Raw genomic sequence first — 24096 nt, forward strand, 5'->3', positions numbered from 1 at the left:
GTGCAAAGCGGTGACCGTGCCGTGCTGACCAGACGTGTGCGCGTAACATAGGGAACCGATCCTTCAGCCCGGGCAAGATTTTTGTTGTTACTGGTTTTTGCCACCTTTAGCATTCGTCGCAAAAGTATCGAACCAAGCTGCACCGGGAGGAAGATGATGCGCTGCCTTCGTGCAATTCTGCTGCTTGCGTGCGCTCTCGTGATGGTGGCATTGCTGCTGGCGGCGCCCGGCCACGCTCAGGGCACCTTACAGAACATCCCTAGGAAGCAACTGCTGATCCTTGAAAACCCGGAAGGGACGGTCAAGAACGCCGGATGGTTCAACATCTGGGCCATCAACGCCGGATCGCAGTCGAACGGGCTGCAACAGGTCGCCCTCGATACCCTCTGGTACATCGATCCCGAAAGCGGTGTGGACGGCGTTTGGGACAATTCGCTGGCCGCCGACAAGCCGCAATACAATGCCGATTTTACCGAAATGACGGCGAAGCTCCGCAAGGGCATCTTCTGGAGCGACGGTGTTGAGTTCACCGCGGATGATGTCGTCGCGACGGTGACGATCCAGATCAAGCATCCGGGAATGCGCTTCAGCGCGGTGCTCGCGAGTAACGTGGCATCCGTTGAGGCGCCAGACCCGTATACGGTGGTGTTCAAGCTCAAGAAACCCAACTCGCGCTTCCATGCTAATTTCACTGTGCGCTGGGGCGCGGTATGGATATTGCCCAAGCATGTTTTCGAGAAGGCGGATGATCCGGCCAAGTTCGATTTCAACAAGCCGACTTCGCTCGGCGCCTATGTGCTGTACAGCTACGATCCCGACGGCAAATGGTACATCTGGCAATTGCGCGACGACTGGCAGCGCACCACGCTCGCCCGCTACGGCAAGCCCGGGCCGAAATATCTGGCCTATATCGATCCCGGCCCGCCGGACAAGCGGGTCATTGCCCAGCTCAACCACGAGCTCGATGTGATCCATGATGTCGCGCCCGAGGGCATGTTTGCCCTCGCCAAGCAAAGCAAGGTGACACGGGCATGGTTCAAGGGATTCCCCTATGCCCATCCCGATCCGACGCTCCCGGCGGTGATCTTCAACACCCAGAACGAGCTGTTCAAGAATGCCGACGTGCGATGGGCGCTCGCGCTGTTGATCGACATCAAGGCGGTGTCGATGGCGGCCTACCGTGGCGCCGCCACCATATCCGCCATCGGCGTGCCGCCGACCGGCGCCCATCCGGCAACGTACCATCAGCCGATAGAGGAATGGCTCAAGGGTTTCGAGATCGACACCGGCAAGCGCAAGATCAAGCCGTACGATCCCACGATCGGCAAGCAGATCGCCGAAATGCTGCGGCCTTCGATGGGGGAGCAGATACCATCCGATCCCGCGGAGATCGCCCGTGCCTTTGGCATGGGTTGGTGGAAGGTCGATCCGCAGGCCGCGCAGGAACTGCTCGAGAGGGCTGGTTTCACCAAGCGCGGCGGCGCCTGGCTCACGCCGGATGGCAAGCCCTTCACCGTTCGCGTCATGGTCGAAGGCGACCTACGCCCGGTGATGACGCGGACCGGCAGCATGATCGTGCAGCTATGGAAGCAGGCGGGCATCGACGCCCGGATCGATGTGGCGCAGGGGACGCTGCCGACCCGGCGCGCGGCCGGCGATTTCGACACATTCATCGGCTGGAGTGTCGAGACCTGGGGCGGCCACCCCGACCTGTCCTACTTCCTCGACAGCTGGCATTCGCAGTTCGTCGCGGAGCCGGGCAAATCGCAACCGCTGCGCAACTGGCAGCGCTGGTCCAGCCCCGTGCTGGACAAGATCATCGAGAGCATCCGGATGGTGGGCTTTGACGATCCGAAATCGATCGAGCTCGGCAAGGACTACATCAAGCTCGCGGTGAAGGAGATGCCGACCATCCCGCTGATGGCGTACAACGTCTTCACGGCGATGGACCAGACCTATTGGACGGGATATCCCACGTCGGAAAATCCCTACACCAATCCGGTGCCGAATTGGGGTAATTCGCGCTATATGCTCGTCAAGCTCAAGCCGGCCGGCTAGGAGTCATGAGGAGGCGGCGATGCCATCTCTCGGAGAGCGGGTCGCGTCTGTCCGAACGCCGCGGTCCGGCCCTCTGGGAGCGTCGATGAGCGGATATGTTGCGTATGTTGGCCGACGGCTGGCGCAGTTCGTGCTCGTGGTCTTCATCGGTGTCAACCTCGCTTATGTGATTACCCATGCCACGCCGATCGATCCCATCGAGCAGTCGATCTCGGCGGTGACCTCCTTTGGCAACACGGCTCCGGATGCAATCGAGCAAATGCGCACTTCGCTGCGCGAGCTCTACGGACTTGGCGGCTCGCCTGCCCAGCAATATCTGGCGTTCTGGAAGCGGATCCTGCGCGCCGATTTCGGTCCTTCGCTCTCGGCGTTTCCAACGCCGGTCTCAACGCTGATTGGCCGTGCGCTACCCTGGACCGCCGGACTGCTCGCGCTCTCCACCATCATCGCCTGGGGACTCGGAAGCCTGCTCGGCGGACTTGCCGGCTACTACCAGCAAAACCGCGGGCTGAAGCTGATCGGGCTGATCGCGATGGGGCTGCATCCGATCCCTTATTATATCGTGGCGCTCGTGCTGCTGATCGGGTTCGGCTTCCTCTGGCCGGTGCTGCCGATCACCGGCGGTTCGGCGATGAACCTGCCGCAGACATTGACATTCGATTTCGTCGTCAGCGTGCTGCAGCACGCCATCCTGCCCGCGCTCTCGCTGATCCTGATCGGCGTGGGCAGCTGGTTCCTCGGGATGCGCGCGCTGGTGTCCAACGTCGTGACCGAGGATTATGTGCTCTATGCCGAGCTGGCGGGTGTCAGATCTGGGCGCATCCTGTTGTCCTACGTGATGCGCAACGCGCTGCCGCCCCAGCTCACAGGGCTCGCCATCTCGCTTGGCGGAATCTTCAACGGTGCTGTCATCACCGAAAAGGTATTCGGCTATCCAGGGGTCGGCTCGCTGCTGGTCGATGCCGTCTATGCGGGGGATTACGGGCTCGTGCTCGGCGTGACCACTGTCTCCATCCTCGGCGTCTCGACCGGCGTGCTCGTGATCGATCTGCTGTATCCACTGCTCGATCCCCGGGTGAGGGTCAGCTGATGACTGCAATCCTGCGTGACCTCCTGCGTTACCACGCCGAATTCCGGATCGGGGCCGCGCTCATCGCCATCGTGCTGCTGTTGTCATTGCTGGCGAGCTTCTCGCCCTATTCGCCGCAGGACGTCTATGTGGTGCCACCGGATGTGCCGCCGGCGCTGACCCATTGGTTCGGGACCACATCGCGCGGCCAGGACGTGTTCTGGCAGCTGACCTTTGCCCTTCGCAATACCCTGCTGTTCGGATGCACCGTGGCATTGATCAGCCGTCTGTTGGCGCTCACGGTCGGGCTGCTCAGCGGCTACAAGGGCGGTTGGATCGATCGGGCGCTGATGTCGGTGAACGACACCTTCATCGTCATCCCGCTGCTGCCGATCCTAGTGCTGTTCTATTTCGTGATGCGCGACCGCATGTCCTGGCTGCTGCTGGCGCTGATCATGGCCTGCCTCGGCTGGGCCTACGACGCGCGCCTGATCCGCTCGGCGGCGATGAGCCTGCGGGCCCGTGAATTCACCCAGAGCAGCCTGTTCTCCGGCATGAGCACGCGCGAGATCCTGGTCCAAGAGCACTTGCCCTATGTCTTGCCGATCGTGTTCTCGACGACCATGAACAACATGGTATGGTCGATCGGGCTGGAGGTGACGCTGGCGGTGCTTGGCTTCACCGACATCAACACGCCGACGATCGGCGGCATGATCTATTGGGCCAACCAGCATACCGCGATGGTTGCGGGAGTCTGGTGGTGGATTGCCTTTCCGACGATCGCGGTCATTATGACCTTCATCGGGCTGTTCCTGCTGGCGGTGTCGATGAACGACTACATCGATCCGCGCAGCCGTCTCGGCAGCTTGGGGGGCGCGCCGTGAGTCCGGCCGCAACGATGCAGGGCGACCTGTCCATGGAGACGGAGCCGATCCTGTCGGTGCACGACCTGCAGGCCCACTTCCGGACCGAGCGCCACGGGGTTGAGCGTGTCGTCAAGGCGGTCGACGGCATCAGCTTCGCGGTTGGCCGCGGCGAGATCTACGGGGTCGCAGGCGAATCCTCCTCCGGCAAGACCACGCTGGTCAAGACGATCGCGGGCGCGGTCAGGCCGCCACTGGAGGTGGTCGGCGGCCGCGTGGATTTCGCGTTCCTGCCAGGCTATGGCGGACTGCACCGCGCGCCAGAGGCTGAGGTGGCGCGGATCCGCTGGCGGCATTTGTCCTACATCATGCAGGGTTCGATGAACGTGTTGAACCCGGTGCGTCGGCTCTGGTCGGCCTTCGTCGACTTCGCGTATCCGCATATTGGTGAGAGCCGCAGGCAATTCGAGCAGGAGGTGGTCGCCCATCTGGCGCGGCTCAAGCTCGACCCCTCCGTGCTGGAGGCCTATCCACATGAGCTGTCCGGCGGCATGCGGCAACGCGCCACCATTGCACTCGCCACCATCTGCCGACCCGATGTCATTCTTGCCGACGAACCCACAACCGCGCTCGACGTCGTGGTGCAGAAGGAGGTGCTCGCCTTGATCAGCGCTATCCGCCGCGAGATCGGCTCGTCGGTCTTGCTGGTTAGCCATGATCTCGGCGTTCATGCGCATGTGACCGATCGTCTCGGCATCATGTATGCCGGCCGCTTGATCGAAGAGGCCGCAACGGTGGAGATCTTCCGCAATCCGCTGCACCCTTACGCCAGGCATCTCATTTCCAGCCTGCCGCGCATCGGCGATAACGTCCCGCGGGAGCCATTGGAAGGCACTCCGCCAAATCTAGCCGATCCGCCGACTGGGTGCCGCTTCCATCCGCGATGCTCGCTGGCGATGGAGATTTGCAGGCACGAGGTCCCCGCCATGCGGGAGGGTGCGCCTGCGCATCGCGTCGCCTGCTTTGCCGTCAATCGGAGCGATGAGGCATGAGCCACCTGTTGCTCGAGGTTTGCCAGGTCAGCAAGACCTTCATCCGGGGAGGGGTGCTGACGGGGCGGCGCGTTGCTGCTGTCAAGGACGTCAGTTTCCGGCTCGCCGCAGGGCGGCCCGAGATCTTTGCGATCATCGGCGAATCCGGCAGCGGCAAGACCACGCTTGCTCGGATGATCCTCAACATTGACACGCCCACCAGCGGCAAATTGCGGTTCGACGGGGTCGATCTTGCAACGATCCGCACCGCCGCCGACCGCCTGGCCTTCATGCACAAGGTGCAGCCGATCTTTCAGAACCCGTTCGAATCCTTCAACCCGCTGAAGCGGCTCGATCGCTATTTGTTCATGACGCACCGCCGCTTCACCGCGGCCGATGGTAGGGTCGCGCCCGAGATGGCCGTTGACGAGGCGCTGCACAAGGTCGGATTGTCCCTGAAAGAGGTAAGCCGAAGGTACCCGCACGAGCTCTCCGGCGGCCAGCTTCAGCGGGTCGCGATCGCCCGCGCGCTGCTCGCCAATCCGAAGCTGATCGTGGCCGACGAGCCCGTCTCCATGATCGATGCTTCCTTGCGCATATCCATCGTCAACATGTTCAAGACGTTGCGCGATGATCTCGGTATCTCCATCATCTACGTCACTCATGATCTGGCGACCGCCTATTACGTCAGCGACCGCATCATCATCATGCAGCAAGGCAGCGTCGTCGAAAGCGGCGACGCAAGAGCGGTGTTGAATGCGCCGCAGCATCCCTATTCCCGTCAGTTGCGCGAGGCCGCGCTATTGCCTGACTTCGCAGCGGGCGTTTAAGTCGGCATGATCTACCTCACAAGCTCCAGGGCACCTGAGAGGCGAACATGAGAAAAGCAAACGTTCTGATGGACCGCGATTTCGCCATCGGTCACACGGACCCGCGTCTGTTCGGCGCCTTCGTCGAGCACCTGGGACGCTGTGTCTACGGCGGCATCTATGAACCCGGCCATCCCACCGCGGATAAGAACGGCTTTCGTGGCGATGTGCTGGCGCTGGTCAAGGAGCTCGGTCCGACCATCATCCGCTACCCCGGTGGCAATTTCGTTTCCGGGTATAATTGGGAGGACGGCGTCGGCCCGGTGGAGAAGCGCCCGGCACGCCTCGACCTCGCCTGGTTCAGCACCGAACCGAACAGCTTCGGAACCAATGAGTTCATGGATTGGTGCAAGGCTGCTGCGGTCGAGCCGATGTTGGCGGTCAATCTCGGCACCAGGGGCGGCGACGCCGCGCGCAACCTGGTTGAATACTGCAATCATCCGGGTGGATCGGCGTGGTCGGACCTGCGCCGCGCCCATGGCTGGGAGAAGCCGCACAACGTCAGGTTCTGGTGCCTGGGCAACGAAATGGACGGTCCCTGGCAGATGGAGCACAAGAGCGCCGAGGCCTATGGCGCGATCGCGCGCGAAGCCGCCAAGATGATGCGGTGGGTGGATCCGACGATCGAGCTCGCGGCATGCGGTTCGTCCGGACGAAACATGCCGACATTCGGCCAGTGGGAAGACACGGTGATCGAGCACACGTTCGATCACGCCGAGTACATTTCGCTCCACACCTATCTGAACAATTACAGGCAGGATACGGCATCGTTTCTCGCCAGCCCCGACTTGATGGATCGCTTCATCGACGAGGTTGTCGCGCTCGCGGACGCCGTGGCGGCGAAACGCCGCTCCCACAAGCGCATGATGTTGAGCTTCGACGAATGGAATGTCTGGTATCGAACCCGCCGCAATCGGGCCGATCGTGTCAAGGAAGGGTGGCCGGTGGCGCCACCGATCCTGGAGGAAATCTACACCATGCAGGACGCGCTCGCTTTCGGCGGCGCCTGCATCTCGCTGCTCAATCACGCCGATCGGGTGAGGGCGGCCTGCCTCGCGCAGCTCGTCAACGCGATTGCGCCGATCATGACCGAAACCGGCGGCGCCGCGTGGCGCCAGACCATTTTCTTTCCGTTCGCCCAGATGAGCCGTCTTGGACGTGGCAAGGTGCTGCGTACTCATGTCGCGTCGGATGCCTACGATTCTTTCTATTACGATCCTCGCGGGCCCCACGACTTGAGTTTTCCGGTGCCGAACGTGCCGTATCTCAAGATCGCGGCTGTTGCAGGAGAAGCCGGCACTCTTACCCTGTTCATGCTGAACCGTGACCTGATGCAGGAGATGGAGGTGAGCCTCGAGGCGCGGAGCTTTGGCCCGCTCGCAGTGAGCGAGGCGCTCGAGTTGCGCCACGATGATCTCCAGGCAAGCAACACCAGGGACGCAACCGAGCGCGTGAAGCCGGAGCCGCTGCAGGGCGTGACCATCGACGGCGCGCGAATGCGTGCAACGCTGAAGCCGGCATCTTGGAATGTCGTTCACTTGTCCCCGGGTCGATAGACAAGTCTCGAATGGCGGTACGCAAAGTCGCCGTTCCCCTCCGGAAGGCCTGCTTTGGCTTCCCGGACCCCGTCAGACTCCGTCCTGCGGACCCGCCGGCAACGTGAATTGAAAAACGACGCCGCGCGGCTGGTTGGCGCTCGCCCATAAGCGTCCATTGTGCGCATTGATGATTGAACGACAGATTGCCAGACCCATTCCCATTCCGTGAGGCTTGGTGGTGAAATATGCATCGAAGACAGCTTCGAGCATTTGTGGATCGAGTCCGGGCCCAGTATCGGCAACCTGCACAAGCACGGAGTCCGGTTCGGCCAAGCAGGTGGTAATGAGCAGATCTCGCGCTCCATCGGCCGTTGTGGCCATGGCCTGAATCGCGTTGACGAAGAGGTTGAGCAGAACCTGCTGCAACTGCACTCGATCGCCCTTGATGAGAGGCAAACGGTCCGCGAGTTGCGCCTTCACCGAAATCCCATCTTTGAACGCCTCGCTACCGGTCAGGACAATCACCTCTTCGACCGCTTCATTAAAATTCAGGAGCTCCTTCCGTGGCGGCGCCTTCCTGTAGAGGGCACGAAGTTGGCTAATCACTTCGCCGCCGCGATGTGCGTCATTGGCGATGGCCTCCAATGAAGCTTGCACTTGTTCGAGAGCCGGGGGGCTCCTGCGCAGCCAGTTCATGGCTGCGCCGGCGCTGATGGCAACAGCGCTGAGGGGTTGGCTAACCTCATGGGCGATCGATGAGGTGAGCTGTCCCATGGTTGCGATCCGGTTCGCGTGCGCCAGCTCAAGCTGCATTTCTTGATAGCGCCTCTCGCTCTCGCGCGCTTCGGCTTCGGCCCGCCTTCGTTCTGTCAGATCGAGTACGAAAGAGATGCTCTGATCGGGGGATCCGGCCACTGCGGCCGAGCCGACCAGCACCGGAACCCGGCTGCCGTCCTTTCTAAGGTACTCCTTCTCCCGGGGGGCGACCTCTCCCGACCGGCGAAGTTGCTCAATTCGCTCGGCATCGTCATTTTCGTATTCCGGCGGCGTCATATCCTTCCAGCTCACCGCTCCCGACATCAGTTCTTCCTTGGAATAGCCGGTCATGCTCAGGAAGGCCTTGTTGGCGTAGCTGATTTTTCCGGTAGCATCCCAGAATAGAATTCCGATGATGCTGGAATCGACGAGTCGTCGGATGCGGGCCTCGCGTTCCTGCAGGTCTCGGTACAGAAGGGTGTTCTCAAGCGAAATCGCGGCCTGAGCTGCCAGCATTTCCAGCACCGCGACACGTTCTGGCGTGAATGCGTGTGTGGTCAGGCTATTCTCGAAATAGAGCAAACCGGTCAGCTTGGCCTGCTTGATCAGCGGCAGGCAGAGGATCGATCTGGGGTGCCGGCTATTCACATATTCGGCGTCGCACAGTGGATCAGGCCGCGATGCGTCATCGATGATGGCAGGCTTTTGCGTGCGAATGACATATCGCAGCAGCGCCTCCGCACAATCGCGACCGGAGACGAGGGCCTCGCGCATCGAGACGGTGAACTGATCAGCGCTCGACTGGGCCTCGGCCTCGATCCGGAAGTCGTCGTGGCGCGGCAAAATCAGCAGGCCGCGATCTGCTCCGGCGTTTTGCAGCGCGATCTTCATCAACGACTCGATGAGCCTCGGCAGTTCGATCTCACTTGATACAGCCTGCGACGCCTTCACGACGGCGGTGACGTCCAGTTGCTGGACCAAGCCGCTCCTCTTCGCGGCGGTGCGATCGTCTTCTATCACGTGCAGTTGCGGGTAAAGCCGTTCGAGCTGCTTCACCTTGGCGTCGGCGCCCCAACGGAGATATCCATAATGTGCGTCGCGCAGATAGACATAAGCGATCTTCTCGAACCCCCTCGCCAAATAGAACCGTCCGGCGAGCTCGTTGGCGATAGCCTCGTTATGGACAAAGCCGCTTGCGCGCGCCGCGCCGATAGCGCGATCGTAAGTGCGCATTGCATCGAACTCGCGCGACTCGATACGCGCGATCTCCGCCTCAACGAGTGCGGCGCGGTCCGCGAAATCCTCCGGGCAAATGCTCGCCCATTGCTGAAGCTGATTGCGGTGAGGTGCCAGCGCACTAAGACGCCGGGCTCGCTTCTCAGCGGATGCAGACTCGGCGTGAGCTGCCTGCGCCAGCGCCGCATAAAAGTGCAGCTCCGCCCGATCGAACAGGGCCTTGGAGGTCCACAACAGTTCTTCCGCGTTCTCCGCCGCCGTGACCGCGGTCGAATCGTCGGCAAGGACGCGCACCTGCAGCTTGCGGACCCAGTACCAATAGCCGGCATGCACCAGCTGCGGGTCAGCCTTCAGACGTCGTTCGAACTGCTCTTCGCTGAAATCGGCATCATCGAAGCTACCGAATTTTGTCGTTAAGCCGCGGAGCGCCCGCACCAGCTGCAGCTGCCCAATGATTCTGTCTACCGCGAGGTCAACCCGCATCTTCCGCGCGAACGCGATTCCGGCCTCCGCTTCCCGTTGCACCTCGGAGAGCGAATCGCCACAGGCGAGAAGGTGCGTGATGAGGTGGTGGCGGCTAAAGCTCGCATAGTTGAAGTCGCCATCCTGCTGTGCCGCGTCGAAGGCCCGCCGCAGCAGCGGCCGCCCCGTCCGGACATGCCGTGTCCAGCTGCCGAAGCCGAGATAGACGCGTGATTTGAAGCGGTCCAATCCGTATCTTTCGACCAGGTCAAGGCCGAGCTGCGTGAACTGGTAACCCGCCTCGTAATCGTGAAAGTCAGGCCCAAGCACGGTGCCGAGCAGGATATAGGCGAGGCACGACGCATCCGAGTTGCCGAATTCCAGGCTCAGATTCGCCATGCGCGCGATGATGAGGCGACGCAGGTTCTCGTCGATGAACCAGGCGGGCGACACCAGGACGGTGAGGACGTCCATGGTGCCGCGCGCAATCGGATCGGTCATCCGGGGCAAGTCCAGCAGCGCCTCGATCTTGCGCGGGCCGATTTGCCGCCACATCCGCTCATATTCCTGCGCGACCTCCGGTAATGTGGGCTGCGGGGGCCATGCGATGCCGACGCGGCGCAGATAGGCGAGGCCGATTTCGACATCCCGGTCGTTCGGTTCCATCCGCAGCCGGGTAACGGCAGCCAAATCGGGTAGGGTGGTGGCACGGCCCGCCAGTTCAGCAAGGCGCGCTTTCGAGGCGGCGTGGTCGCCGGTCAAGAATTCGCACTCGGCGCGCTGCAAGGCGAGCGCAAAACTGAGCGTGTAAGCCCGCTCCCAACGGTCTTCCGACAACATCGCCTCACCGGTGCTGAAGTGCGCGAGCGCCATGCCGAACGCGGTTGCAGCCTTCGCGCGCCGGCCGGCCAACAGGTTCAACTCGGCCGATTTTTTCCGTTCCTCCGGATCGGTGATCAAGTCAGCTCCGCGATTGAGCTGGCTGACAATTTCGAAGACGTTTTCCTCGATCGCTTCCGGTGCGGTCCGTGCCGCCAGCAGTCGGCCGATCCGCAGATGGACTGCCGGCCGGTCGTGCTCGGGGATCAGTGCGTAGGCCGCCTCCTGAAATCGGTCGTGGAGGAACCGATAGGCGCCTGGCTGCGGCTCGACCAATTCCTGACGAACCGACGGCCATAGCGCGGCATGGACCTGCTCCTCCGGAATTCCAAGCACGATCGACAGCATTGCGGTCTCGGCGGTGTTGCCGAGGCAGGCCATCTGCTGCAGGGCGGCCTGTGTCGCAGCCGGAAGGCGAGTAAGCTTTCCGAGCATGAGGTCCACGACATTATCGGTATATCGCTTGGCGTGAATGCGATCGAGATCCCAAGACCAGCGTGCAGCGGCGTGGTCGAAGGTGAGCAATGCTTCTTCGACTAGCGAGAAGATGAATTGAATAGCAAAGAACGGATTGCCTCCGGTCTTCTCGAGCACCAACTTGGTGAGCGGTGCCGCCTGCTCCGGCTCGCAGCGAAGCGTGTCCGCGAGCAAATGCCCGACGTGCTCGCGGCCAAGCGGCGCAAGCGTGATCTGGGTGACCGGCCCGCCCGCGAGCTTGACCCCGTGGAGCATGCGCGTCAGGGGATGATCGGCATCAACCTCGTTGTCCCGATAGGCGGCGATCAACATCAGGTGCTTCAAATCTGACCGCGTCAAAAGATCCTCAAGCAGCTCGAGCGTCGCAGCATCGAGCCATTGGAGATCGTCGAGAAAGAGCACCAGCGGATGTTCGGCGCGGGCGAACACGCCGATGAACCGCTTCAATATCTCTTGGAAGCGGCCTTGCGCCCGCTGCGGCGGAAGCTCCGGAGGCGGAAGCTGTTTGCCGATGATGAGCTCGAGCTCCGGGATCAGCTCGACCATCAGCTGTCCATTGGGACCGAGCGCCTCCAGAAACGCGCGGTGCCAGCCGCTCAGCTCCGCGTCGTTCTTACCAAGCAGGGGGCGAACGAGGCTCTGGAACGCCTGCACGAGTGTCGCATAGGGCACGTCGCGTTTGTGCTGGTCGAATTTGCCCGACGCGAACAGCCCGCGTGAGGGGATCTGCACCTTGTGCAGTTCATTGACCACCGAGGATTTGCCGACGCCGGGATATCCCGAGACCAGCACCAATTCAGGTACGCCGCTCTCGACGACGCGGCCAAAGGAGGCGAGCAATGTCTCAACCTGGTGCGACCTTCCGTACAGCTTTTCGGGGATCAGCAGCCGGTCGGGTGCGTCGTGCTGCCCGAGCGGGAAATCGTCGACGCGGCCCTGGCGCTCCCACTCCGTAAGACAGCGCTGCAGGTCCCATTCGGCGCCGGCCGCAGTTTGATAACGCTCCTCCGCCATCTTGGCGAGCAGCTTCATGACGATGCGCAACACTGCAGGTGGGACATTTTCCGATCTGTCGCTTTGCAGTGTTGGCTTTCTCGCGATGTGGCAGTGCACCAACTCCATGGGGTCGGCCGCGGTGAAGGGGAGGGAGCCGGTCAGCATCTGATAGAGCGTGACGCCGAGCGAATACATGTCGCTGCGGGAGTCGATCGATCGGTTCATGCGCCCGGTCTGCTCGGGTGCCATATAGGCGAGTGTACCGGCGATGGATTCGGGAGCCGCCGGAGATTGTCGTTCGCGCGGTCGGCGCGACGCAAAACCGAATCCGGTGAGCCGCACGTTTGTCCTGGTGTGATTCACCAGAATGTTGGCCGGCTTGATGTCCTTGTGCACGAGGCCGCGCTGGTGGACTCTGCCCAAGGCCGCTGCGATTTGAACGGCTATACAAAGGAAGTCACCCATCTCCATGGGCGCCTCCATCAGCCTGGTGAGTGGGTCGCCGCCGAAATCTTCAAGCAGAAGAATGGGCTTGGCATGATCCCGCAGGAGTTCTAGCGGCTTCGCTGCCCACGCGCCGTCCAGCTCGTTCATCAATCCGAATTCATGCGTGAGGCGATCAATGCTCTGCGGATTCGGATGTTCAGCTGCCGGGAGAACGGCCAGCACGGTCTTGCGCTCGCCCTCAGTGCATTCACGAACTGCACGACACAACAGAATTCCATCCTCTTCACAGAGGACCTGTAGTCCATGGGCCCAACCTGCGCCCAAAAGTGAAGGAAGGATCATCTCCGTAAACCATGCGCGCACCCCCGAGCCGAAGGAGCCGTTGCGTTCCCCTTGAAGTCGCCTCATAGAGTGGGGCGTCGTCAGCAGATTTCTATTTGCGCGTGCTGGCGAGGAGATCCCGAAGAGCGCGCAATTCGTGAAACTACGGGCCTATCTGTCACGCCTTGATTCCGGGGCCCGACTGGCTACCGCCTACCGCAGCCAAAAAGTATCACTAGGCTCAAGTCCGTCAACTTGCCCTGGCAAGCCAAGCACCGCTAGTCAGGCGCGTTCGACAACCGTCAAGATCTCAGTGCGGCTCCTCTTGGACGAGCCGTTCCGTCAGCCGGGCGAATTCAGGCGCTGTCTTGATCTTGTCGGAGCGCGATGGGTCGACCGCAATCATATTTGCGCTGCAGCAAATGAGCGGCCTCAGAGGGAGGTCGGCCACGACGGCTTCGCCGTGACCCGTGAGATCATCCGCGAGATGGACAAGTCGCCATCGGACGGCGCGTGGTACTGACCAACCGCGAGCACATCTTCGCGACTGAGATCGCGTAAGCCGGCGGCGCACAATGCCATCACCGCTTCCGGATCGCCCTCCGAACCGCAATGCGCATTCCATGCGGCGAAGGCGGCAGCAATCGCTGGCGGAGCCAGGCGCAAAGATTCATTGTGTACGCACGATCTAGCCGGCTTAACCTCTTCCGCGTCAGCCGCGCTTTCGCTGAGAGGGTGACTTAAACTCCACGACGTCGTGCTTGTCACACGGATCAGGTGGCTCATTCTTCTTCACGATTAGCTCAAGCTCGAGAGCCTCGAAGGCGAGCTCATCCGCCAAGCGCCTAAACAGCTCGCGCTTTTCTATGTCCGTCGCCCGCTGACTCATCAGCGTAAACTCTCTGGCGTCAGCGCGAACCTTTTCCAAACGTCGTCGGAGGTCCTTCATGTGTGCCGGCTTAGCTTTTAAAATTATTCTGGGCCCGAGCAATCAGATTGCTTGCTCGGATCCACCGGGAGGCAACTGCCGAACTCGAGACTGGTTCTATGCGGACCGCCAAATTCGCCGCCCCTCGTGCTGCGATATTTAGCCATGCTCCATGATCCGGCCCCTGTTCAGGGATTGCGGCCTGAGGACGGCAGTCGTGGCTGATGAGCCATCTCAGTCCGGCGCTCGCCCGATGATGCATAGAACTAGCATACCTGAAGGGCGCTGAATGTCCGAAAGCGCACAGACGCGAGTGTTGCGCCGGACTAGGCTGCGAACGATCGTGGACGCTCGCGAAGCGCTCAGGGCCCAACGGCATCGGCGGATGCTAAACGTGCCGGCTGCGGTGAAGCGGCTCCGTCCGCGAACGCTGTGTTGCCGGCTGCGTGCCGGGTACGAGGCAGAGTAAGCTCTGCAGATTAGATCAACGATGGTCGTTCTCGTGCGTACTTTCCTTCTCATGGTAGGAATTTGGCTGCTGGTGAACGTTCTGTTCGTTGTAGCTGTCCTGCCCTCGCGCAGACCGGCACCTACTCGGCGCGCAGGAATTCCATCTCCGGTGATGATCAACAGGACGGCCGGTCGCTCGGACGATCACGACCCACCACTTCTGAAGCGCGAGATGACGCCGGTTGCAATCAGAGTTCTTTTCGTCGTCGTCGTCCTTCCAGCTCTTCGGGCGTGGGATGCGGTCAGGCGGCACTTCAGAGGGTATCGCGACTAGACGGGCCATCGCGCGCTTGAGATTCTCGTCGATGTCTTCACTGCGCTATGGCCGTGCCTCCAGGCATGGGTATAGCCGAACCGCCACACGTACAATGATTCCGTTGCGTCGCACTTAGTTTGGCACTGCCTTAACCGGACATTCGGGTACGATGATGATCACCCTTTTGGATCGGACTGCATCATGCGGTACAAGGTGTTCGTGGTGGACGGCAGCCGGCAAGTGATCTGCGCTGCCAAGCTCGACTGCATTGACGAGCAGACGGCGAGGCGCCGAGCCGAGCAAATGCATGACGAGCACGACGTTGAGCTTTGGGAAGGCGATCGACTCGTTGCGGTGTTCCGAAGTGCAACGTCGAATGAAAGTCGGAGCTAACGCGCGATCCTGAATAGGCGGCCGGTCTCGCCGCCGCGTTAGTTCAAGCGTTGTGATCACCCCGGTCTGGCTGGTTGGCGACGCGTCGCAGCGAAGCAAAGATCGCGAACCGAAAGCATCTGGGAGACAAGCCGTAGAACTCCGGTGTCGGCCTCGCAAGGAGGAGCGCAAAAGCCTTATTGTCATTAATTTGATGCATTAATCAAAAAAATCAAGAGATAAATAAATGGACAGTGGCTTTAATTCAAAATAGGTTCGATTTAATCGAGATTGAATGATCGTGGCGCTTCCTAGTCACGGTCGTCGCTTCTGAAGCCGCGAATATTGCAGAATCAGTAAATTGCCAAGACGTGGCCGGCCAAGCACCGATCACGATGGGCAAGGGGGATACCGCTCCAGATCTTTTCACGCAGCTTGGCAGCAATTGATCGATGGTCGCTGGTGGACGTAACACCCTCCGAGCGAGCGCTATCGGTTTTGCGTGAATTGATTTTGCGGCGACGCTCTCTGCTCGGCATTGGCAGACGAGGGTTGCGAATGACGTGCACGCATTTTGTAGCAATGTCCGGCGGGGCTCGGGCAGTTTCGAATTCTTCTTCGTCAATTTGCAATCCTTCGATCCAGCCAAGTTTGCGGTTTGCAAACATGGCGGCTGTCAGGTGCGCGACCGTGCGCACGACATCCGCTCGCGGGCTCGGAGCGACTCTAGCCTCGAGCGGAGTTGAGCGGCACGTGTTCTCTTGGCACATTTTCGAAGCGCTGAGCAGGACGGTAGGCATCCTAAGCAGCTGGGCATTTTTCTTCAACAGCATAGGCAAGCCAACGGGCGATCATCCCCGCGCAATTGTGCAATTTCTGCCGGTCCGTGAATGCGGGCGGCGCATCACCCAGAGGATTTGAGCTATGGCGACGCAGACAACGGGCGGCGGCAGCACGGTTTCGTTCGGCAATACTCCGCAAGCTAACTCGGACATTTTCTCGTTTACGGAAGAGGCCAGCGACATTCTCATCTTGAACGTGCTGGCAAATGACCTCGGGGGCGCGGCCAAGACGCTGTTTTCGCTGGACGACGGCACGAGCGCCTCCGCGTCCACCAAGAGCTACGCACCTGCTGACCTGCTGGTCAAGGACGTGGCGTACAGCAGTGACGCCGCCGGCATGGCTGGAACCCGTGACCGCAGCGCGCTCGGTGCCCGCATCTGGATCGAGTCGGACGGCACCGTTCATTACGACAAGGGCGACATCAACGCTCAGCTTCAGGCGCTGGCGGTCGGGCAAATGTTGACTGACACATTCACCTACGCAATCCAACTGGGCAATGGCACGCTCAGCTGGGCGACGGTGACACTCCAGTTCAACGGCGCAAACGATTCGGTCTTCGCCACATCAAGTCCACAGAGCGGCTCGGTGGTAGAAGACGCGAATGCCACACCGGATCTCTCGGATTCGCAGAGCGCGGCCGGCACTATCAGCTTCAACGACGCCGATCTCAGCGACACGCATTCGGCCTCGTTCGCGGCAGCCTCTTCCAACACGACTTCGCTCGGCACTTTCTCGCTCGATCCCGTCAACGAGGCGGCCAATGCCGCCAACGGCGCGGTGCAGTGGCACTACAATTTGAACAACGCGGCTGCGCAATACCTCGCCGCGGGCCAGACCGTCACCGAGAGCTTCGTGGTGACGATCGAGGACGGTCACGGCTCGACAGCTACCCAGACGGTGACGGTCACGATCACCGGCACCAACGATGCGGCCACGGTCTCATCCGAGGCGAAGTCCATTACCGAGGGCAATGCCGGCGCCGCACTTAACACGAGCGGCCAGCTGACGATTGTGGATCCCGACACGGGTCAGGCCCATGTCGTAGCGCAGAGCAATGTTCCCGGGACCTACGGCGACTTCACGATCGATGCCAACGGCGCCTGGAGCTACACCGGCAATGGCGCCCATAACGAGCTCACCGCCGGCCAGCAGGTGGCGTGGCGGGAAAGGTAACCATGCCCTGATTGCCGCGGCCTCCTCTACAAAAATGCCGAATGATCCGCCTTCAATCGAGATATCGAGCTTGACAAATGCACCGGGCGAGATGTTCTGAAATTTAGTAAGCACCGCCGCGAGATCGATGTTCATTGGAAATGCTCCAGCCTTTTGTGCTCAGGGGGCGTTTATGCTCAACCTATGCGGGCGCGAAAGCTATGCGAAGGCCAATCGACTACTTTGGGGGCTAGCCCGGGGCTCGCCAACGGGCGCGGCTGATCGTCGATGTATGGACGGCCGCGCCATCAAAGCTGAGAAAAACGGCCAGCGCGGACGTGATTCGGCGCTCACGCCCCCGAAAGCACTGTCCCTACCATCAGCCGTCGCCCTCGTAGGTAGCAAGGCTGGCCACCTCGGCCCGCTGAGAGGCTGAACTCCCAAAGGGTACTACCAAGTATCGCGGAGAAGAACTGCAAGGCAACCTACCAGGATTGGTCGGCGCCGATCCCATATGTCGTCCGCGATTAGCCGGCTGGTGGGTATGGGTCGTGGCCATATGTCCACTCGATTCTAAATTGGTGGTTTTCGCTTGAACCAGAACCTGAGCGTCGTGCCCTGCCTTTCCGTCCACGTGGGCGGCATCGACCGCGGCGCGGATTGCCTCTTTTTGAGTAGCGTATGGGGCGGAGTGCTTGCCATTTACGAAAACCCTCCATTCGTCATTGTGGAGTGTGACGATATGTTGAATACGAACCATAAGGTCTTTCTCCCCAGGTTCTGGAAACGCGTGTCCACGCCGGGAGGGAGTTTGCAACCTGACGCGGTCGCCTCAACTACCGGATTGGATGGGGGCCGAGCTGGCCTCTTGCAGGACACATTTGTGTAGCAGGCTCATCGCCACGATGGTGGACCTGAAGCGCGCGTCGGCTTGCCGAGGACCGCTCAGACAGGCGGGCGGCCGAGGAGATCGGGGGAGTCGGCCGATGGATAAGGCGCTAGCAATTGCGTGGGCGTGCATTCTAATCGTCCTGGTGCTGTTCGCCGCGCTGTATCTTCCGTGGTCGTGAGTTCAAGGAAGCAGCGGATTGCCGCGCCGCGCCTGCTTGCCGCAGGCAAGCCAGCGGCAAGCGTTCGTATCAGGCCATCGCGACTTGGCGCGGCGTCTCAGTCTCATTCCATTTGACGCCGCTATGGCGGAAAGCGACGACTTCGGTCGGTGGCTCATCCCTCGCGACGAGCTCCTCAACTATGAGGTTCACTTGGCCTCACTTGGGGTGCACTTTCAGGCCCAGCTCGATCAGGCGCCGGATGGGGCTTCGGGACGGGTGATCGCCATGCTTTTCTCGCCACGGTCGATGGCAGACAGTTCAAGGTCTTGCCAACGCATGCCGATCTGCGTGTCAGGTATACACTGCGTTCGCAGCACCTCAGCCGGCGCGATCGCGCCCTCGAGTGGCGACCACGCCAGCATGCGCGCGGCGGGGAAATCCGTCCTAACTCATATTCTTTGACCGTAGTACGGGGCGAGACGATCCGGAAGCGCCAATAGCGGCGTCCACTTGGCTTCTTCCCGTACTCGCCCTCCCACTGCGACGTGTCAATCCGCACATCAGCCATGTTCGGCCTTGACCTCGAAAATCACACTCTGCCCTATCGACCGCGCTTCAGGGCGTCAGCTTCTTCGGCTGGTAGGCGTTGGGCTCGCCGGCAACTTACACGCCAAGTAAGCGTCGGCTGACACATCGTGACGGACGGTTGCCCAACCGTGTGGCGGATCGAACAATTTTAGCTCCTGTGGTTGTGCCTCCAAGCGGCGCCTCGGAAATCGCCCATCAATGCGCCCTTTCCAACAACGCGCTGACCAGTCTTGATTGATCTCGCTGCCTGCCACGATCAGCATGAGACACGCGGCGAGCAATGCGCCGCAGCGTAGCCGAGTCCAGATCGCTCATTGCCGCGACGCCACCAGGATGCGAGTGCCAATCGCATCAACGTCACCCCCGCTATCCTGAAAAGCCCGCCGAATCTCTGCGAGATGCCAAGCGTGATCAGGCACGAAACAGTGTCGGCCCATGAAGGGCGTGCGGGCCGGGACCGCGAAGGTCGATTACCACCCGGTCTTCCCCCGCGCGCCAGCCGAGGAGAACTCCGCCATTCTCAAGGGGGGCAAGGCCCGGCTCCACAACAGCGTGGATGTGGGGGGCAATCAAACGCTTCCCAGCGAGGGAGCACACGTACTCCATTTTGGCCTTGCAGTGTCAGGATAGACACTTGCCAGGTGCCGGGGTCGTACTTCCCTTCTGAGACCAATCCGACCGCGGACGACTTCAAGCGAGACTTCTTGCAGATCAAAGCCTCCTCCGGTGAATGTAGGCGCATTGCACCCGACGCGCTCCGGATGGCCCAGCCGGAAGAGGACGCCCGGAATGGCCGACCCGCTCCGCGCTATAGGTCTTGGTCACCCAGATGCCGATCACCCCGGGATTGCGACGGATCATGTGGCCCGCAGGCTCGAAGTGATCGGGCGGCAGATCCTTTTCGTTGCGCCGCATGCGCGGGTTCGACAGGAAGGGACAGGCCTGCACCGCATACTCGGCGCATTTCCAATGCGACGGCGGCTCCGAGATGTTGCGGTTGATCGCGCACATCGGCCCGATGGGGAACGCCTTGTAGACACCGAGCGGCTGGCCACAAACCCAGCAGAGCTTGCGATTGACGGCCTGCGCGAGCTTGCCGGGACCGATCACACGGAAATCGGGCTCTCTGTCGATCCACGCGACGAACCAAAGGACATAGAACCCGCTCGCTGACACCGGCAGGCGCTTGAATGCGGTCAGCGCCATTTGACCGGCTCCAGCTTGCAAGGGAGCTTGATGCTCGGCGGATCGTCCGGCCTACCTGCCGTCGTGATCATGGCGGTGAAGCCGCACACGTCGCAGACGATGGTGTAATAGCCGCAGCGCTCCGCCGGATACGGCAACGGCGTTTCGCAGAACGGGTTGGCGCCGCGCATCAGATCAAGGTCGACGCCGTCCAGATAATCGGGGTTCGGCGGCTGCGTCGCCTCGCTGCCGCGATCTATCCAGCTCACATGGATCATGGCAGTCCCCACTGCTACATCTCCGGCAGTGAGGCGAACATGGTATCGATGGAATCTAGGTCAACGAGAGTCCGGGTGTCGAATTTGTAGGCCTTGATCCGCTTGGCGCTGATCAGCTCACAGCGCGCGCTGGCGGAAGACCCTGCCGGTGTATTTGGTGACATCTCGACCGTGCTCACGGGCGGCGAGACCGCGCTGGCGCGCTTGCCGGGGCTCGTAGGCAAGTCCGCGAAGGTCGCGGGCACGGCTGGCCGCATCGTCGATCCGCTCAACGTCGTCACCAAGCCGCTCGCCGCCGGAGGGATACCGTTCTTCGGCTAGACGAGAGAGAGAGAAGAGACTCGCAATTGCGCCGAATACCAAGGAAAGCCGTTTTGCACTCATTCATCCGATCAAATAAGGGCCTCGCCGCACACCGGCGACACCTTGGCCCCGCAGCCGAGACAGAGCCGTTTTCTTAAGCTTGGCGAAGCACTACGTCTGTAATTTCATCGGACTGAAATGAGACGGTGAACGGTATCGCGTACCGCTCACCGGCTCGCCAAAATGTTTGCGCTTAGTTATTGAGCTCCGGGCAGCCTGGGACGTTCCAATCACCGGGGTGACAGTGGGGCGGCATCACGTCGTGACCTCCCGAAGTCGCACATGCTTCGTCAATTCGTTCACGCCATAGGCTGATACATCGCTTTCCATGCTTTCTCCTTTCGCACTCTTGCCGGTCAGCAACTGCTGCTGCCGAGAACGCAGGAGACGCAAGCCTCGGGCCAACCGCGCGCAGCATTTGCAGCTTGACAGGGCACGTGCAGCGGGCCGCTCGACCATCACGTTGCGAACACGACCAATCGAACAGTCGGGAACACGACATGCGCCAAGAAGGCAGCGAGCGTCACAGGGATGCGGATCGGGCGAAACCGCTGCACCATGGTTAGTTTCGCGCCTCAATGCACCAAGGAGTTCCTTTGACGCTCATCCTGTGGCACAGTCGCGACGATCAGAGCCGTCCGCTGCTCGGACCGTCGCGAAGCGGCCGCGAGATCGAGGACTTTCTCCGTGGCTCTCACCTTGATATCCCAGCGGAGCCGTCGAGGCGTTGCGCCGATAGTGGATGCAGGATCCGCCACGCACGTTGATGACCGCGGACGTGGGAGCTCATACCGCTGACTCACGAGCCCGTCGCCGCGCCTCACAAAACCGTTGAGATCCCTCGCAAAAACGAGTGAATCACGCCTCATCCGACCCTTCGCATCGGCCTCAAAGCAGCTCCTTAGCCACGCTCCAGCGCTGCCGCTCGAAAAGACGGCGGTAGATGCCGCTGTTTAGATGAATTAGCGCGGCGTGGTCGCCCTCCTCGATGATACGGCCGCGATCGAAGACGAGTAGCCGATCGAGCGCGCGCACGGTCGAGAGCCGGTGCGCGATGATCAGCGTGGTGCGCCCGACCATTAGCCGCTCCATCGCGTTCTGGATCAGCACTTCCGACTCCGTATCAAGGCTCGAGGTTGCCTCGTCCAGAATTAGAATCGGCGCGTCCGCAAGGAAGGCGCGCGCGATCGCCACCCGCTGGCGCTCGCCACCGGAAAGCTTTATGCCGCGCTCACCGACCAGCGTACCATAACCCTTCGGCAGGCGCGCGATGAATTCATGCGCGCTGGCGAGTTGTGCTGCCTCCTCAATCTCGGCCTGGCTGGCGCCCGGCTGGCCGTAAGCTATGTTCTCGGCTAGCGTTCGGTGGAACAAGAGGCATTCCTGCTGCACAACCGCAATCTGAGAGCGCAGCGAAGCCTGCGTCACCTTCGAAATGTCTTGCTCATCGATCTGGATCCGACCGCCGTTCACGTCGTAAAGCCGCTGGATGAGCTTCACAAATGTGGTCTTGCCGGAGCCGGAGGGGCCGACCAGACCGACCCGTTCGCCGGCCTTTATCGACACTGAGAAGTCCCTGAAGAGCGGCAATCCATCATTTCCATAGTGGAAATGGACTTTCTTAAAATCGATGCGACCCTTCATGATCCGGATCTGCTTAGCCTCGGGACAATCAGCAATGTCGAGCGGCTGGCTCTGGATATAGACCAGCTCCTCCATATCATTCACTGAGCGCTGCACGTTGCGGACGTGCATGCCCACGTCGCGCAGGTAACCCTGCAGCACAAAGAAAGAGGTAAGCACCAGGGCGATATCGCCCGCGGTTGCCTGGCCGCGTGAGCACAGAAGCAAGGCATAGCAGATCACCGCCGCCCGGAGCGCGAGCAGAGTTGCGCCTTGCATCGTGCCGCTGATCGCTCCACGCACCCAGCTCCGACGCATCCGACGTCGCCACTTCGCGATGACCTTTGCGAGGCGCTCGTTTTCCCGTTGTTCGGCTGCGAAGCCTTTGACCACCGGGTTGCAACTGATCGCGTCGGCGAGCGCGCCGCCAAGCCTGCTATCCCAGCTGTTCGCAAGGCTCGCCGACGGCGCGATATATCTGAGTGATAACGTGATCGTCAATCCGACATAGGCGAGAGAGCCGCAGGCAATGATAAGGCCCATCATCGGCCAGTGCCAACCGAGCAGCACGGCCGAACCGATGAGCATGATGAGCGAGGGGAACAACGCGATGAGGATCGTGCTGTTCAATAGGTCGAGCGCGCCCATGCCGCGCGTGATCTGGCGTACCGTCGAGCCGGTGAAACCGTTGGCATGCCAATCGGTCGAAAAGCGCTGGACCCGATCAAATGCGTCGCTCGAGATGCCGCACAACATCTTCAGCGTCAGATCGATGATGCAGGTGAAGGCAACGTGACGCATAACAATGGCTCCGAGTGCGAGCCCAACCAGCATGTAGAACGCGGCAAGCGCGGCATGCCATGCGACGGCCTCCGTTGCAGCTGCGTTCGCAACTGCGTCGACCAGCCGGCCCGTATAGAGCGGCGTCAGCACGTCAGCCAATGTGCAGGCGAACATCGCGATCATGATAATTGCGACCCGGGCCGGCTGCCAGCTCCAGTGGCTGCCAGTGAAGGCGAGAACGTCGCGAAAAGCATCGACGCGCGGGCCAATATGGAAACGGCTCATGGTCTATACAATCGCATCCATGCGATCGATCCCAGGAAAGCTGAAATGGAAACTCCGCGCAAAGACGCGACCATATGTTGGTTCCTTCTTCGCATCGATTGCGAAATCGCTATCGGGTCGACCAGCTCCGCCGATCGTCCGTTGCTCCACCCGTGTCACTTGGCGTACCAACCTCCAACCGGCGCTGGATGAAAGTTCCGTGGAAGCCATCGTAAACCGACGCCAGCACGGCAGCGCCGGTGTTGACTTCCACCTTCGAAAACATCTCAGACATAGGCGTATGCCTAGGACCAGGCCTAGCTCCTCCGGCTAACGCGGGTGTCCAGTGAAAACGGGGTGAAGTTCAGCGTGTTGGTTGGCGAACCATCGGTGACGCGAGAAACTATCAAAGCTACGGTTACCGTCAAGTTCTTGGAAGGGCTCGACTACTACCAGACTTGACAGTAACCCCGGACAACCGTGACAGCTAATCTCGCGAGACTGATTAGCAGTCGGCGCGAAGCATGTCCGAGGAGCCTTCAATCGTGCTGACCGCCGCCGAAATTGCGGACGCCAAAAAGCGCGTCAGGTATCAACATGCAAACGTTCTCCACGAAAACGACGACAGCGTCAGGATTGCTTATCAATGGCTAGACGCGCGCAAATAATAACCAAGAGAAAGCTGCGCCTAGCGTGCCCTTTGAAGGAGATCATCGAAATTTGGGGCGGCAGGTACGTCGCATGGTTCGATGTAAAAGATGCGGCTGAAATGCACCCTCGAATCCGAGGGACATACCCTCAATTCAATATCCGCTCTCGCTTTACCCTTCCTTCCGATCGTCGTTTTGCGAACATCACCGAGGCGAGAACGCAAAACCCTGCAATCGCCGTTGTGGG

Annotated in this window: 16 protein-coding genes; 9 read left to right on the forward strand and 7 right to left on the reverse strand. The window is 60.9% G+C overall.

Features of this window, described 5'->3' with window-relative positions:
* Positions 1–156 precede the first annotated feature (156 nt).
* The 6 genes from DCG74_RS37105 (at position 157) to DCG74_RS37130 (ending at position 7446) form a co-directional block, all read left to right on the forward strand.
* Positions 157–2058, forward strand: a complete 1902-nt coding sequence (locus tag DCG74_RS37105; protein WP_172787658.1) for an ABC transporter substrate-binding protein — start codon at positions 157–159, stop codon at positions 2056–2058.
* An 85-nt stretch (positions 2059–2143) separates the two neighbouring features.
* A complete protein-coding gene (locus DCG74_RS37110) occupies positions 2144–3148 on the forward strand; it encodes an ABC transporter permease (RefSeq protein WP_172787659.1) in 1005 nt (334 codons plus the stop codon).
* The gene (locus DCG74_RS37115; protein WP_172787660.1) at positions 3148–4011 is read left to right on the forward strand and encodes an ABC transporter permease; all 864 of its coding nucleotides are present in this window, start codon (positions 3148–3150) and stop codon (positions 4009–4011) included. Before DCG74_RS37110 ends, DCG74_RS37115 begins: the two co-directional genes overlap by 1 nt.
* A 32-nt stretch (positions 4012–4043) precedes the next feature.
* Positions 4044–5042: an ABC transporter ATP-binding protein gene (locus DCG74_RS37120; RefSeq protein WP_172787685.1), complete on the forward strand. Its 999-nt coding sequence runs from the start codon at positions 4044–4046 to the stop codon at positions 5040–5042.
* The gene (locus tag DCG74_RS37125) at positions 5039–5851 is read left to right on the forward strand and encodes an ABC transporter ATP-binding protein (RefSeq protein WP_172787661.1); all 813 of its coding nucleotides are present in this window, start codon (positions 5039–5041) and stop codon (positions 5849–5851) included. Before DCG74_RS37120 ends, DCG74_RS37125 begins: the two co-directional genes overlap by 4 nt.
* Positions 5852–5898: 47 nt before the next feature.
* The gene (locus DCG74_RS37130; protein WP_172787662.1) at positions 5899–7446 is read left to right on the forward strand and encodes an alpha-N-arabinofuranosidase; all 1548 of its coding nucleotides are present in this window, start codon (positions 5899–5901) and stop codon (positions 7444–7446) included.
* A gap of 72 nt (positions 7447–7518) precedes the next feature.
* On the opposite strand, the gene DCG74_RS37135 is transcribed toward DCG74_RS37130, so the two are convergent.
* The 3 genes from DCG74_RS37135 to DCG74_RS37145 form a co-directional block, all read right to left on the reverse strand.
* Positions 7519–13023 (reverse strand): ATP-binding sensor histidine kinase, encoded by a 5505-nt coding sequence (locus DCG74_RS37135; protein ID WP_172787663.1) that lies wholly within the window; start codon positions 13021–13023, stop codon positions 7519–7521.
* Positions 13024–13434: 411 nt separating this feature from the next.
* On the reverse strand, positions 13435–13788 hold the full coding sequence (locus DCG74_RS37140) for a hypothetical protein (RefSeq protein ID WP_172787664.1): 354 nt from the start codon (positions 13786–13788) through the stop codon (positions 13435–13437).
* A gap of 1633 nt (positions 13789–15421) precedes the next feature.
* Positions 15422–15766, reverse strand: coding sequence for a hypothetical protein (locus DCG74_RS37145; protein ID WP_172787665.1), 345 nt, complete (start codon positions 15764–15766; stop codon positions 15422–15424).
* 226 nt (positions 15767–15992) lie between these two features.
* On the opposite strand from DCG74_RS37145, the gene DCG74_RS37150 reads away from it, so the two are divergent.
* Positions 15993–17084: a VCBS domain-containing protein gene (locus DCG74_RS37150; protein ID WP_257187503.1), complete on the forward strand. Its 1092-nt coding sequence runs from the start codon at positions 15993–15995 to the stop codon at positions 17082–17084.
* A gap of 358 nt (positions 17085–17442) precedes the next feature.
* Here DCG74_RS37150 and DCG74_RS39120 read toward each other — a convergent pair whose 3' ends face one another.
* The 3 genes from DCG74_RS39120 to DCG74_RS37160 form a co-directional block, all read right to left on the reverse strand.
* Entirely contained in the window at positions 17443–17823 is a 381-nt protein-coding gene (locus DCG74_RS39120; RefSeq protein ID WP_210268479.1) for a DUF2188 domain-containing protein, read from the reverse strand.
* Positions 17824–19414: 1591 nt separating this feature from the next.
* Positions 19415–19909 carry a hypothetical protein gene (locus DCG74_RS37155; RefSeq protein ID WP_172788354.1) on the reverse strand — a complete coding sequence of 165 codons (495 nt, stop codon included), beginning with the start codon at positions 19907–19909 and terminating at the stop codon, positions 19415–19417.
* Entirely contained in the window at positions 19900–20178 is a 279-nt protein-coding gene (locus DCG74_RS37160; protein WP_172788355.1) for a hypothetical protein, read from the reverse strand. Before DCG74_RS37160 ends, DCG74_RS37155 begins: the two co-directional genes overlap by 10 nt.
* A 90-nt stretch (positions 20179–20268) precedes the next feature.
* On the opposite strand from DCG74_RS37160, the gene DCG74_RS37165 reads away from it, so the two are divergent.
* Positions 20269–20487, forward strand: a complete 219-nt coding sequence (locus DCG74_RS37165) for a hypothetical protein (RefSeq protein ID WP_172788356.1) — start codon at positions 20269–20271, stop codon at positions 20485–20487.
* Between the two features lie 930 nt (positions 20488–21417).
* Here the strand turns inward: DCG74_RS37165 and DCG74_RS37170 are convergent.
* Positions 21418–23220 (reverse strand): ABC transporter ATP-binding protein, encoded by a 1803-nt coding sequence (locus DCG74_RS37170; RefSeq protein WP_172788357.1) that lies wholly within the window; start codon positions 23218–23220, stop codon positions 21418–21420.
* 524 nt (positions 23221–23744) lie between these two features.
* Here DCG74_RS37170 and DCG74_RS37175 point away from each other — a divergent pair.
* Positions 23745–23867 carry a hypothetical protein gene (locus DCG74_RS37175; RefSeq protein ID WP_257187504.1) on the forward strand — a complete coding sequence of 41 codons (123 nt, stop codon included), beginning with the start codon at positions 23745–23747 and terminating at the stop codon, positions 23865–23867.
* The last annotated feature ends 229 nt before the right edge of the window (positions 23868–24096 follow it).

It is taken from the genome of Bradyrhizobium sp. WBAH42, assembly GCF_024585265.1.
In the GTDB taxonomy this organism is placed as follows: domain Bacteria; phylum Pseudomonadota; class Alphaproteobacteria; order Rhizobiales; family Xanthobacteraceae; genus Bradyrhizobium.